The organism is Pseudazoarcus pumilus, from assembly GCF_002872475.1.
GTDB classification, from domain to species: domain Bacteria; phylum Pseudomonadota; class Gammaproteobacteria; order Burkholderiales; family Rhodocyclaceae; genus Pseudazoarcus; species Pseudazoarcus pumilus.
On sequence record NZ_CP025682.1, the window covers coordinates 1,386,095 to 1,398,994 of the forward strand.

The following is a 12,900-nucleotide window of genomic DNA, read 5'->3' on the forward strand; positions in this document are numbered from 1 at the left end:
TTGTTCATGCCGGCTCCGGTTGTGTTTCTAGTTCGACGCTACTCTCCGAACTGTGCTGCTCGGAGCTGGGCCGGCTGCGGTAAATCCGCTCGAGCGCCGCATCATCGAGGTCTGCAGCGGTACCGTCGAAGACGACGCTTCCAGCACGTACGCCAATGATCCGGTCGGCAAAGCGCTTGGCCAGATCAACCTGGTGCAGGCTGCACAGCACCCCGATGCCTCGCTCGTGGCTGATGCCGCGCAAGATCTCAAGGACCGTCTCGGATGACTCCGGATCAAGGCTCGACACCGGTTCATCGGCCAGGATGACTCGGCTCTGCTGGCTCAGTGCGCGAGCGATGGCCACGCGCTGCTGTTGCCCGCCGGAGAGCGAGTCAGCACGTTGGTAGGCGTGGTTTAACAAACCAACGCGATCCAGATTGGCCAACGCCTGCTGGCGGTCCTGTTCGGGGAAGAGGTGCAGCAAGACACGCCACGCGGGTACGTACCCGAGGCGGCCGGCCAGTACGTTCTTGAGGGCACTGATGCGCCCAATCAGATTGAGCTGCTGGAAAATCAGGCCGATGCCGCGTCGGGCGATGCGGAGGTCGCGCTTGCCCAATTGGTCGATACGCTCGCCGAGCACCTCCACCTTTCCGTGATCAGGTGCGGTCAGTGCAGTGATGCAGCGGAAAATGGTCGACTTGCCCGCACCACTGGGCCCGAGCAAGACCACAAACTCTCCTGGTTCCACGCGCATGCTCACCTTCGATAGGGCGGTGTTGCCGGCGTAGTGCTTGGTAACCCCGGTCAGCACGATGGACGACGGGTTGGCGGGGGCTGTGGCGGTCGTGTTCATACCAGTTTCCTCCTGAGCATCGAGCTCAGTTGGTCAATCACAGTGACCATGACCAGCACGATTGCGGTCAAGGTGAAAAGCTTCTGGAAATCGAGCAGGTCAATCGCGGCTTTGATCTCGATACCAATACCGCCTGCGCCGACGATGCCGAGGATGGTGGAGGTGCGAACGTTGGCCTCCCAGACATAGAGCGAGACCGAGGCGAGGCTTGGTAGCGATGCGGGCAGTACCGCATACGTCACGATCTTGGTTTGGCTCGCGCCGGACAGCGCTGCCGCTTCCAACGGGGCCTTGGGCAAGGTTTCAATGGCCTCGCTGTTGAGTTTGGCGATGACCCCAATCGCATGAAGCGTCATGCCCAGAACGCCCGCGAAGGGCCCCAGGCCGACGGCTGCGACAAAGAGAATCGCAAACACCACGGTGTCGACGCCGCGCAGTCCATTGATAAACCCGCGCACGGGCAGGGCCAGCCAGTGCGGGCTGCCCAGGTTGCGCGAGATGAAAATGCTCAATGGAAACGCAACCAATGTTGCGGCGACCGTCGCAACGGTTGCGATAGCTACCGTTTCAGCCGCGCGGAAAAGCATGCGGTCGAGGTCGTCAAGATACGGGGGCCATGCCTTGGCCGCCCAACGGGCAAGGCGCGGCATTCCCTCTACCAGCGCTCCGAGGTCAACCTGTGCGAGCGACAGGCATTGCAAGAAGAACGCGATGCACAGGCCCGCGATGAGTGCCGGCTTCAAGGTGCTCGACGAGAGCAGCTTGGAGCGTGGTTCGCAGTAGCGTCCGCTGGGCAAGCGTTTTATCGGTTCAGATTGGTTCATGTGCAGCACTCCGAGCAGCGAAACCGTCTGGTTTCGCTGCTCAACAATCACGACATGCTCCTGATCAGGAGCGCAGTACGCCCAAGTCGCGCCCCATCGTCTCGAGGACGGCGTAGGGCTCGTGGGTGGTTGCCTCGAAGCCGCTGTAGGGCTCGGGAAGTTGCTGGCGGATCTCGTCGCGCAGCTCGACGAACGCCTTTTGCAGGGCGGCACTCATGTCCGGGTCAAGACCGCTACGTACGGCCACGACTTCGTTCGGAAGCGGGTCCGATTTCCAGACGACGACGTTCGAATCCTCTCGAATGGTGCCGTTACGGATCATGGTGTTGCGGTGCGTGTCCCAGCCCGTGGCGAGATCAACCTGGCTTTCTGCGGTCGCCATCTGAGCGGCAGCTGCCGAGGCGCCCTCGGCGTACTGCCCGAAGAAGGTTTTCGGATCAATGCCCTGGGACTTCAGGTAGTGCGTTGGCACAAGCCAGCCTGAGGTCGAGCCCACATCGAGCATCTGCATCGACATGCCCTTGGCGCTTTCCGGGAAGGACGGCAGTTCCAGACCCGGTCGCGCGACGATGATGGCGTGATAGACAGGTTTGCCATCGACGAGCATGACGCAGATCGGGCGTGCATTTCCGCTGTTTCGCGCGAGCACATAGCCCCACGGCCCCATCTGCGAGAGATCAACCTGTTCATTGGACAGAGCCGTGGCGATGCCTGCCCAGTCGTTTGCGACGTTGAGTTGCAGCCGGGCACCAACGCGCTCGGCGATTTCGTTGTAGATGGGCTCCCACACGCGCAGGGTGTCGGCCTGCGTCGGTTGTTGCGGGCCCAGACCAACCTTGATTACCGGCTTGCCGGCAGCACTGACGATGGCCGGAGCGGCGAGGGCGCCCGCAGAGGCCATGGAAACGGCGAGAAACTTCCTTCTGTTCATGATCTGCAACTCCTTCATAGAGCGGTGATGTGGGTCGGGTACAAGCTTGCCCGGTGGGCAGTTCCCGTGTCCCTGTTGGAGGACGCGCTCAGAGTAGGGGGTGTGAGTTGCAGCAAAGTTAATGTACAAACCGAAAGAACGGATAGACATATAGGCCAGATAAATGAAGGACGCGTACTTGGCTGAACTGAAGGCTTTCGATGCTGCAGCTACTCACGGCAGCATGTCTGCAGCTGCGCGCAAACTCGGGCTGCAGCAGCCAACGATTTCTCTGCATATCCGGCAGCTTGAGCAGCGTTTTGGGGTGGAGCTCTTCTTCCGGCGCGGACGCCGTGTGGAGCTCACGCCATTTGGCGCGTCACTCCGAGAGATCACGCGACGCATATTCCGGGCAGAAGAAGAGGCGATGGACTTGCTGCTGTCGGCCCAAAACCTCTATCACGGCCATCTGAAGCTGTGTGCGGTCGGTCCGTACAACGTCACCCCTATGATCAAGGCGTTCAGCAAGCGTTGGCCAAGGGTGCGCATCTCCGTGGAGTTGGGCGACTCACGTGAGGTGATCGAAAGTGTTTTGGATTACCGCTGTGACGTCGGGGTGGTGGTCCATCGCGTTAATGACCCTCGTATTCATAGTCTTGGGTTTCGCCGACAGGATTTGATCGTGTTCGCGCCTGCAAACCATCCCTTGGCTGGTCGACAAGGGCTGTCACCTTCTGATCTCGAAGGCCAAGACTTCGTGTTTAGAGAGGTGGGTTCGACGACTCGGAAGGCGTTTGAAGAGTTCCTCGAGCGCAACGATGTGCGCGTGCGCTGCGCGCTTGAGATGGGGAGTCGTGAAGCTGTGAGAGAGGCTGTTGCGCAAGAGTTGGGCTTAGGCGTCGTCTCGGATGCGGCTTACGTTGCAGATGCGCGTCTGGTCCAGCTTGAGATCGATACGCAAGGTCTTTCCACTCATGCTCACGTAATCTGCCTAGAGGAGCGCGTCACCGCGCCGCTGGTGCACGAGTTCCTTCAGGTCAGTGAGGAGTTGCGTGCATGCCGGGAGGATAAGGCCGCCTGACGCTTCGGGGCTCTGCTCAACGAGCCTGCGCTACCTTGTTGGGGTGAAGCTGCGCCCCTCGCTCTGGTAGCCGATGATCTGCCCTTCGGTGAAACGCTTATTCATGTTCAATCTCCTCAGGGGCGATTGGACTCCAAGCCGACGTGCTATTCAAATGTGGGGAGACGTCGCGCCTCGGAGGCTGCAGTATTCAGTGGCGGTGCCGGTGGTGCAGATCGGGAAAGTGCGGGTGCTTGTGCGTGACCGCCGTATGAGTGTGGCGATGGACGTGCGGTTCTTCGGTGGCGATTCCCGAATGCTCGTGGTGGTGATGTTCGTCGTGCCAGTGCAAGTGGCTGTGTTCGAGCGGCTCGTGGTGGTGTTCGTGGTCGTGCCGCTCGCTCAGGTGCAGCCACAGTCCGACGCCCATCAGTAGCGCGGCGGGCCACAGCAGCGGCGGCGCTTCGCCGCCGGGCAGTGCCAGCGCGACGGCGACGCCGACGAAGGGCGCGAGCGAGAAATAGGCGCCGGTGCGCGCCGCGCCGATTTCGCGCAGTGCGAGCACGAACAGCGCCAGACTGATGCCGTAGCCGACCAGGCCGATGGCGAGGGTGCTCAAGGCGCTGCCCGCGGCCGGCCACGAGGCACCCAGCATCCAGGCGATGACGAGGTTGATGGCGCCCGCCGTCAGGCCCTTGATGGTGGCGATGAATACCGCGTCACCGCCCGAGATGCGGCGTGTCAGATTGTTGTCGATGGCCCAGCACGCGCAGGCCACGGCAATCCACAGGGCGCCGCCGGTGCTGCCACCAGTTTCGGCTTGTTGCGAGGGCCACGCCAGCAGCATGCCGCCGGCCACGATGGCCAGCATGCCGATGACGAGGTGCCGGTCGCAATGTTCGCGAAATATGATCCAGGCGATCAGCGCAGTCAGCACGCCCTCCAGGTTGAGGAGCAGTGAGGCCGAGGCGGCATCCGTGCGGGCCAGGCCGATGAGCAGCGCCACCGGCCCCAGCACGCCGCCGAACAGTACGGCGGCGGTGAGCCAGCGCCATTCGCAGGCCACCAGGCCGGAAGCGGCCCAGCCGCGGTCGCGCAGCAGCCGGAAAGCGCTCAGGCCAAGCCCGCTGCCGAGGTACAGCAAGCCAGCCAGCAACACCGGATGGGCGCTGGCGACGACGAGCTTGGCGAACGGAGTGCTCGCACCGAACAGCACGGCTGCCGCCAGTGCGAGCACGATTCCGCGGTGCATGGCGACCTCCGCTGAACGGCGATGCGCCGGCCGGGCTTACGGCATGGCGAATCGCACTGCCATGGTACGCCCGCCGAGCGTCACCCGCGCCACCACGCGCGCGCCGGCAGGCAACTGCGCCGTGCCGGCGAAATGCTCTCCGGCAGGCGCGAGCTCGATGTCCTGCTTGCCGTCCTTGGATACGACTGTCAGTTTGGCGCTGCCGCCGTCGGTGTTGACCGGCTCGCCGTGATCGCGCACGAACAACCGCAGGCCGTCTTGGCTGACCAGCTCGAAGTCGAGGTCGTTGGCTTCGCTGACGATGCCGCCGTGCTTCGGCGCATGGTCATGGGCGCCTTCTTCAGCGTGGCTGTGACCATGGCCGTCGCCATGTGCGTGACCGTGGCTCTTGTCGGCCAGTGCGGGCGTGGCGGCGAGCAGGCAGGACAGCAGGATCAGGGTGCGAGCGTTCATGTGTGGGCTCCTTGGTTGCAGGGGGTTGTGAAACGGGGTCATCAGAATGCCTCCTTCTCGTTCTGGTTCATCAGGCGCTCGGTATCGCGCCGGCCGAACAGCCAGAACAGGGCGGGGGTCAGGAAGGTGTCGAGCAGGGTCGAGCTGATCAGGCCGGAGAAGATCACCACCGCCACCGGATGCAGAATCTCGGTGCCGGGGCGCTCGGCCTCGAACAGCAGCGGGGCGAGCGCGAAGGCGGTGACCAGTGCGGTCATCAACACCGGGCTGAGACGTTCGAGCGAGCCGCGCAGGATCATCGCGTGGTCGAAGTTCTCGTTCTCCGAGCGCATCAGGTTGATGTAGTGGCTGACCTTGAGGATGCCGTTGCGCACCGAGATGCCGGCCAGGGTGATGAAGCCGATCAGCGCTGCGATGGACAGCGGTTGGCCCGACAGCCACAGGCCGATCACCGCGCCGACCAGCGCCAGCGGGATGTTGGCCATGATCAGCGCAGCCAGCCGGTATGAGCGGTAGCGCGAGAACAGCACCACGAACATCAATGCGGCCGACACCAGGGCCAGCATGCCGACCAGCCGCGCGGCCTGTTCCTGCGCCTCGAACTGGCCACCCAGGGTGATGAAGTAGCCCTCCGGCAGGCGGTGCTCGGCGACCCGTGCGCGGATGTCCTCGACTACCTCGGACAGGGCGCGCTCCTGCACGTTGGCCGACAGCACGATGCGGCGGCGTCCGTCGTCGCGGCTGATCTGGTTGGGGCCGTCGCCGTCCTCGATGGTGGCCAGCCGCGACAGCGGCACGAAGCCGCTGGGCGTGTCGATCAGCATGCGCGACAGCCCCTCGACCGTGCGCGCGGTGTCAGGCAGGCGCACCACCAGGTCGAAGCGGCGCGAACCCTCGACGATCTGCGCCAGCTCCTCGCCCTCGACCATGGCCTGCAGCAGGCTCAACACGCGTGAGGTCGGCACGCCGTACGCCGCGGCCGCTGCGTAGTCGATGCGCACCTTGATCTGCGGCGCGAGTACCTGCTTCTCGACCTCCAGATCGGCCAGGCCGGGAATGTCGGCGAGCCTCGCGCGCAGCGCCTCCGCCTGGCTGCGCAGCACGTCCAGATCCTCGCCGAAGAGCTTGATCGCGATCTGCGAGCGCACGCCCGACATCATGTGGTCGATGCGGTGCGAGATCGGCTGCCCGATGGCCACGGCGGCCGGCAGATTGACCAGCCGTGATCGGATGTCGGCCCGAATCTCGTCCATGCTGCGGGTCAGCTCAGAGGCCGGGATCAGCCCGATGTCGAGTTCGCTGACATGCACGCCCTCGGCGTGTTCGTCGAGTTCCGCCCGGCCACTGCGACGTCCGACGTGGGTGACTTCCGGCACCTCACGTACCAGCCGCTCGGCCTCGCTCGCCAGTGCAGAGGATTCGGCCAGCGTCACGCCCGGATTGAGGCGCAGGCCGACGAGCAGCGTGCCCTCGTTGAACGGCGGCAGAAAGGTGGTTGGAAAGGTCGGCACCGCCGCCGCGGCGAGCAGCACGGCCACGGCACCGGCGGCGACGGCCGGGCGTGGGCGTTCCAGCACGCGTGCCAGCGCGCGGCCGTAGCCGCGCTTGATCCACGCCAGCAGCCGCGTGTCGCCATGCTCGAGCGACTTCATACCGGGCAGCAGGTAGAAGGCCAGCACCGGCGTGAGCGTGACCGACACGATCAGCGAAGCCAGCGTGGACACGATGAAGGCCACACCCAGCGGCACGAACAGCCGCCCTTCGATGCCCGGCAACACGAACAGCGGCAGGAACACCAGCACGATGATCATCGTCGCGTAGACGATGCCCGAGCGCACTTCCAGCGAGGCGTTGCGCACGATGGACAGCAGCGGCAGCGCGATGCCCGGATGTGCGGCACGGGCGGTCTTGAGGCGGCGGATGATGTTCTCCACATCCACCACCGCGTCGTCCACCAGGCCGCCGATGGCAATCGCCAGCCCACCCAGCGTCATGGTGTTGATCGACATGCCGAAGTAGTCGAACACCATCGCGGTGATCAGGATCGACACGGGAATCGCGGTCAGGGCGATCAGCGTGGGGCGCAGCGTGCCGAGGAACAGCGCGAGGATGGCCGCGACGAACACCGAGGCGGCGATCAGCTTGCCCGTAAGCGTATCGATGGAGGCCTCGATGAAGCTTGCCTGGCGGAAGGTCACGCGCGGTTCTGCCATGCCCTCGGGCAGCGAGGACTTCATCTCGTCGAGCGCCGTCTCGATGGCGCGGGTCACCGCGATGGTGTCGGCCGTGGGCTGCTTCTGCACGCCAAGGATTACCGCCGGCTGGCCTTCGAAGCCGGCGTCACCGCGCTTGACCTTGGGCGCGAAGGTGACCTCGGCGATCTGCTTGAGCAGCACCGGCTGGTCATTGCGCACGGTCAGTGCGAGCTGGCGCAGATCCTCCAGCACCGAAGTTCGGCCCAGATGCCGGATCAGGTACTCGCGCCCGTTCAGTTCCAGGAAACCGCCCGAGGTATTTGCCGCGAAGCCCTGCAGCGCGTTGGCCAGATCCTCCTGGGTGATGCCCAGATCACGCATGCGCGCGGTGTCGGGCTGCACCTGGAACTGGCGTACCTCGCCGCCAATGGGAATAACCTGGGCCACGCCCGGAACCGACATCAGCCGCAGGCGCAGCACCCAGTCGGCGTACTCGCGCACATCCATCGGCGAGATGCGCTGCGGATCGATGGGAATCGCGATCTGCATGATCTCGCCCATGATCGAACTGATCGGCCCCATGTGCGCGACGATGCCCGGCGGCAGGGCCTGCTCCATGGAGCCGAGCCGTTCGGACACCATTTGGCGGGCGCGGTAGATTTCGGTGTCCCAGTCGAAGGTGACGTAGATGAACGACAGGCCCGCGCTGGACACAGAACGCACCGATTCCACGCCGGGCAGGCCGTTCATGGCCGTCTCCAGCGGAAAGGTGATGAGCTGTTCGACCTCCTCGGCGGCCATGCCGCCGGCTTCGGTCATCAGCGTGACGGTGGGCTTGTTCAGATCGGGGAAGACGTCCACCGGCGTCTGCGACAGCGTCAGCGCCCCCCAGGCCATCGCCGCCAGACTGGCGACGATGACCACCAGCCGGTTGGCGAGGCTGGCATCGAGTAACCACTTGAACATGTGCGCCTCCCCTCAGCGGATCTGGTTGACGAGGGCGGCGGCGCGCACCACCACGCGGTCGCCGTCGGTCAGCCCGGACGTCACCGCGACATGGCCGCCGTCGAGCGGCTCGCTCAGCACCACGCGCGGCTCGAAGTGCTCGGGCGCGGTCTTGACCCACACGATGGTCTGATTCGAGGGGTTCTTCATCAGCGCCGCGGCCGGCACGCGATGCCCGTCAACTGTGTCGGCCAGTTGCACCTGCACGCGCACGGTTTGCCCCAGCGCCAGCCCGTCCAGCGCCTCGCCGGTCGCAGCGAAGCGGATCGGCAGTGCCTGATCGCGCAGCGCGCTGGCCGTTCCGACGTGACGCAGTGCCAGCACGCGTCCGCCGACCGCGAGGCTGCCGCCAGTGATGCGCGTGACGCGCTCGGGTTCATAAGCCAGCGCCTCGATGCGCAACCGCGTCGGGTCGACAATCTCGAACAGCGTCTCGCGCGCATCGACCACCTGACCGGCCACCGCGCGCGCCTCGGCGATCACGCCATCGACCGGCGCAGTAAGCGCCTCGCGCCCCTGCAGGCCGTCGCGCGTGGCGCGGATGCGTGTGTCCAGGCTCGCCAACGTCGCGGCGGCCTCGTCGATGTCCTTGCGCGGCACGCTGTCGGCCAGCTCGCGCAGGCGCTTCAGGCGGGCGCCGACGATGTCGCGCTCGGCGCGCAGTTCGGCCAGTTGCGCCTGCTGTCCGGCGCGTTCGATGGCGCCGGCCGCAGGCACCACCCAGGCCAGCACTTCGCCGCGTCGCACCGGCCGCCCCGGCTCCGGCAGGCCGTCCGGTCCGGCCTCGACGCGGCCGCCCTGCACGGGCTGAACCAGACCCCCGGCATTGGGGTCCATTACCACACGGCCGTTCAGCTCCAGCGTGCGCGGCAGGGCTGCGCGCTCGACCGGCAGGGTGCGCACGCCGAGCTGGCGCTGCGCCGGCTTGGGCAGGAAGACGCTGCCGTCGGGTGCGCGGCGCGGGCCGTCGCTGGTCACCGGAGTGGCCTCCTCGCCGTGGTCATGACCGGGGCCGCTCCATGCGGCGGGCATGGCCGTGCTCAGCGCAGCGAGCAGGCATAGTTGCAAGATGCGGGTCTTCATGCGCGCACCTCCCGCCCGCGGCCATCACGCAGCAGCGCGGCCAGCAGCGCCAGCAGTGCGCCGCCGGCGATGGCCCACGGCAGCCACTGTTCGGCATGGTCGTGTTCATCCGTAGCGGCTTCGTCGGCGTGATGCACGTCCAGCGTACCAACCAGCACGTCGGCTGCATCGGCCGTGATCACGGTGGCGACCACGGCATATTCGCCCTCAGCCGGTTCGGCAGGCAGGTGCACGCCGAAGGTGCCGGGCGCGACCGGCTCGACCGTCAGCGTGTCGGGGCCGAGCTCGAATTCGAGTTCGGCGTTCTCGACTGGCGCGTTGCTGTCGGCATGGTCGAGATAGAGGGTGAGCAGATCGCCGTCGAGCACGCCGACCAGTTCGAACAGCTCACTGGTGGCGGCGAAACGTGGTGCGGCGGGGCCAGTGGCCTGCGGTGCGGCCTCCTCGCCATGATCGTGGCCGGGGCCGGACAGGGCCGCCGGGGCATGCAGGCACAGGGCGAGCGCCACCATGCCGAGAGTAATGCGGTGTGTGGACATCGGGATTCCTCGTGGGGTGCGCGTCACTGCGGCAACAGGCCGAGTGCCTGGCGCAGCGCGGAGATGGCTTCGGCTTCGTCGATGCGCGCGTGCGCCAGTGCGCGGCGCGCCTCGGAGGCCTCGAGTTCGACCAGCAGACGGTCGGGCAGCGAGGTCTCGCCGAGGCGGAAGGACTTGGCGATGGCGCGCAGCGTGTCCTCGGCCAGCGTCGCGCGGCGCTCGGCTGCCTCGCGGCGGTCCTCTGCGGCGAGCTGTGCTTCGCGCGCGGCGAGCAGATCGCTCTCCAGTCGCTGGCGCTCAAGCTGGGCGCGTTCCTCGTGTTCGATGGCTTCAGCCATTGCCATGCCGGCCTCGGAGCGGTGTTGCGCACCGGCACCGAAGGGGATGCGGATACCCACCGTCAGGGTCTGCTCGAAACGCGCGCCGGCCTCGCCGCGCTCGCGCGTAACTCCCAGCGTCAGTTCCGGATTGGCGCGCGAACGCTTGCTGGCAAGTGCCGCAGCACTGCGCGACATCGCACTCTCATCGAGCAATGCGGCCAGCGCCGGATGGCTGTCGCCGATGGCCGGAGCCTCCTCAGGCAGCGGCTCGATGTGCAGTTGCTCAGCGTCGGGCAACGCAGCGTCGCGACCCACCAGCTGCTGCAGTGCCAAACGTGCGCGCGCGAATTTGGACCGGGCGCCGGCCAGCTCGCTCTGGGCATCGGCCAGTACGCCGCCGGCGCGATTGGCGTCGGTGAGCGCAAGCTGGCCTGCGCGCTGGCGTCGCGTCACGTCGCCGTGCAAGGCCCGCGCTGCGTCCAGACGCGTTTCCGCCAGATCGAGATCGACCGCGGCACGCTGCAACTCCCACCAGGCCTCGCGCAGCATCCCCGCGGTTTCCAGTTGGGCCAGGCGTGCGCGGCTGGACACCGCGCCGAGTTGCGCATCGGCGCTGCGCTGCACGAGCGCGCGCTCACCCGGCAGCCACAGTGGGAAAGCCAGCCCCGCCTCGTACTCGCGCGCACCGTCGTTGCGGTTTAAGCGGTCGCTGCGCAGCGACACTTCGGCGGCGGGCGGTTCGGCGAACCAGCGCCGGGCGGCCTCGCGGCCGGCCTCGGCGGCGCTCATGCGCGTGCCCAGCGACAGCGCCTCGGGGCGACGCTGCCAGGCGGCCTCGAACAGGGTCGGCAGACTGCTCGGGCGGGCTTGCGCGGTGGATGGGACAGCGGTCGCGTCCTGCGCGACGGCCGGGGTCAGGTACAGCGCGCCGATCAGCGCGCACAGCAGCGGCACGGGCCGCAGTCGTTCGATGGGGTGCATCCGATTCTCCGTTGGGGTGGGGAATCGGCGAGGCACGACGGTGGCGCACGGGGCGGCGCGCCGGAATCAGCGCGGACGTTGCGAACCGGAGGTGTCAGGCCTCGCCGTCAGGCGGCGAGGCCGGCCCATTTGGGCCTTTCGATGCGGGTTGGCGGTGCGGTGGCGATGGGCGGGTGCGTTTGGGCCGGCAGCAAGCCGATACTCGCGGGCAGGCTGAGCGTGGATGCGACGGCGGCCAGCGTCTTGGCGTGCAGTTTGCACGTGGCGCAGTCAGGGTGCTTGGCGGTGGGTGATTGCGGCTCGTCGTGAGAGGCGTCGCTATGCGAGTGGGCGTGATGCCCGAAATGCCATGCGTCGGAACCCTGCTCATGCTCGCAATAGCTGCCCGCCGACGCCCAGAGGGACTGGAGCGGCAGCAGCGCGATCAGAAGGACAACAACCCATCGGAGCATGGCGCGGATCATAGCAAGCGCGTCCAGGCAACAACAACCGCGCGGCGCCAAGGGTTACCGACGCATGCTGGTTTGCGCACACCGCCCCGGTGAAGCACAAGAACGCGATGGCATGCGGGCCGCAGTATCCCCAGGGGAATCGCCGCCGTGGGTGCCGCACTTTAAGAGTCGCTTGATCCTGGGCGGCAGTAATCGCCTCCACCTTGTTCGGCGACGAGTGCCTGAAGCTTCGCGACGCCCCCTCCCTGCATCTTTGGCACACATCGGCGCCTCGTCGCCGCTGATCATGCAGCGCGCAGGGGACCACGCCGAGCCCTCGCAGCGCGCGCGGCTGCAGGACTTCATCAGCGGGAGCTTCGCCGCGCGTCACGGGGCACGTGCATCACGTCATGCCCGAACTGCTGGCGTTGGCCGGCTGGGCCTGGCTGGTTGAACACACCGAGCTGCTCGGCGGCATTATGCTGTTCGCCGCCGGTGGCATCCTGTATCTGGTGTTCCAGGACAGCGCGCCACAGGCGCGCATGCGCCGGCACTGGGCGCCGCCGTTGGGCACCGTGGCCGGCTTTGCGCTGGGCATGCTGGGCATGGCGCTGGCGGGTTGAACCGCCGTCCGCCGTGTCCGTCAGTCGTGTTTGTCGCGCTTGACTTCGGTCTTGAGGATTTCGCCGCTGACCGGGTGCACGTCGAGCTCGACGCGGCGCCCGTCCGGGTCGGTAGCCTTGACTTCGTAGCCGTCAGACTCGCGCTCGACTTCCTCGAAGTTGCGGTAGCCGGTAGCCTCCAGGCGTTGCAGTACGTCCTGGATGGACAGCCATTCGCTCCGTTGCGACGGAGCCGCCGAGCGGTCGGAGGCGATGGCGTGAGAGCCTGCAAACAGGGCGCCGCCGGTGGCAAGTGTGGCGGTCAGCAGCAGGGTAGAGAGGATTCCGGTCTTGGTCATGATGCGTACTCCTGAAGTGATTGCGATCCGCGGTGTGCGAACCGTGAG

13 protein-coding genes are annotated in these 12,900 nt (G+C 66.4%); 2 read left to right on the top strand and 11 right to left on the bottom strand.

Annotation, left to right across the window (positions count from 1 at the left end; genetic code table 11):
• Window positions 1-4 precede the first annotated feature (4 nt).
• The 3 genes from phnC to phnD are packed head-to-tail and all read right to left on the bottom strand — an operon-like array spanning window position 5 to window position 2,593.
• Entirely contained in the window at window positions 5-838 is an 834-nt protein-coding gene (gene phnC / locus C0099_RS06675) for a phosphonate ABC transporter ATP-binding protein (RefSeq protein WP_102246716.1), read from the bottom strand.
• Window positions 835-1,713, bottom strand: a complete 879-nt coding sequence (gene phnE / locus C0099_RS06680) for a phosphonate ABC transporter, permease protein PhnE (RefSeq protein WP_102246717.1) — start codon at window positions 1,711-1,713, stop codon at window positions 835-837. The genes phnC and phnE overlap by 4 nt, the downstream gene beginning before the upstream one ends.
• 13 nt (window positions 1,714-1,726) lie before the next feature.
• Window positions 1,727-2,593: a phosphate/phosphite/phosphonate ABC transporter substrate-binding protein gene (phnD, locus tag C0099_RS06685; protein ID WP_164084880.1), complete on the bottom strand. Its 867-nt coding sequence runs from the start codon at window positions 2,591-2,593 to the stop codon at window positions 1,727-1,729.
• Between the two features lie 178 nt (window positions 2,594-2,771).
• On the opposite strand from phnD, the gene C0099_RS06690 reads away from it, so the two are divergent.
• Entirely contained in the window at window positions 2,772-3,653 is an 882-nt protein-coding gene (locus C0099_RS06690; protein ID WP_199797662.1) for a LysR substrate-binding domain-containing protein, read from the top strand.
• A gap of 190 nt (window positions 3,654-3,843) precedes the next feature.
• Here the strand turns inward: C0099_RS06690 and C0099_RS06700 are convergent, their stop codons facing one another.
• From C0099_RS06700 to C0099_RS06730, 7 genes are all read right to left on the bottom strand, one after another.
• Entirely contained in the window at window positions 3,844-4,884 is a 1,041-nt protein-coding gene (locus C0099_RS06700) for a DMT family transporter (RefSeq protein ID WP_102246720.1), read from the bottom strand.
• Window positions 4,885-4,920: 36 nt separating this feature from the next.
• Complete coding sequence (locus C0099_RS16175) at window positions 4,921-5,337, bottom strand: hypothetical protein (RefSeq protein ID WP_102246220.1); 417 nt, start codon at window positions 5,335-5,337, stop codon at window positions 4,921-4,923.
• Window positions 5,338-5,378: 41 nt separating this feature from the next.
• Window positions 5,379-8,498 (bottom strand): efflux RND transporter permease subunit, encoded by a 3,120-nt coding sequence (locus C0099_RS06710; RefSeq protein ID WP_102246721.1) that lies wholly within the window; start codon window positions 8,496-8,498, stop codon window positions 5,379-5,381.
• 12 nt (window positions 8,499-8,510) lie between these two features.
• On the bottom strand, window positions 8,511-9,620 hold the full coding sequence (locus C0099_RS06715) for an efflux RND transporter periplasmic adaptor subunit (protein ID WP_102246722.1): 1,110 nt from the start codon (window positions 9,618-9,620) through the stop codon (window positions 8,511-8,513).
• Complete coding sequence (locus tag C0099_RS06720; protein ID WP_102246723.1) at window positions 9,617-10,159, bottom strand: hypothetical protein; 543 nt, start codon at window positions 10,157-10,159, stop codon at window positions 9,617-9,619. The genes C0099_RS06715 and C0099_RS06720 overlap by 4 nt, the downstream gene beginning before the upstream one ends.
• A gap of 23 nt (window positions 10,160-10,182) precedes the next feature.
• Window positions 10,183-11,460 (bottom strand): TolC family protein, encoded by a 1,278-nt coding sequence (locus tag C0099_RS06725; protein WP_102246724.1) that lies wholly within the window; start codon window positions 11,458-11,460, stop codon window positions 10,183-10,185.
• 107 nt (window positions 11,461-11,567) lie between these two features.
• Window positions 11,568-11,924 (bottom strand): DUF2946 family protein, encoded by a 357-nt coding sequence (locus C0099_RS06730; RefSeq protein ID WP_102246725.1) that lies wholly within the window; start codon window positions 11,922-11,924, stop codon window positions 11,568-11,570.
• Window positions 11,925-12,301: 377 nt separating this feature from the next.
• Between C0099_RS06730 and C0099_RS06735 the strand changes: the two genes are divergently transcribed.
• The gene (locus C0099_RS06735; protein WP_199797663.1) at window positions 12,302-12,514 is read left to right on the top strand and encodes a ZIP family metal transporter; all 213 of its coding nucleotides are present in this window, start codon (window positions 12,302-12,304) and stop codon (window positions 12,512-12,514) included.
• A gap of 20 nt (window positions 12,515-12,534) precedes the next feature.
• On the opposite strand, the gene C0099_RS06740 is transcribed toward C0099_RS06735, so the two are convergent.
• Window positions 12,535-12,852, bottom strand: a complete 318-nt coding sequence (locus C0099_RS06740) for a PepSY domain-containing protein (protein ID WP_102246726.1) — start codon at window positions 12,850-12,852, stop codon at window positions 12,535-12,537.
• Window positions 12,853-12,900: the final 48 nt, after the last annotated feature.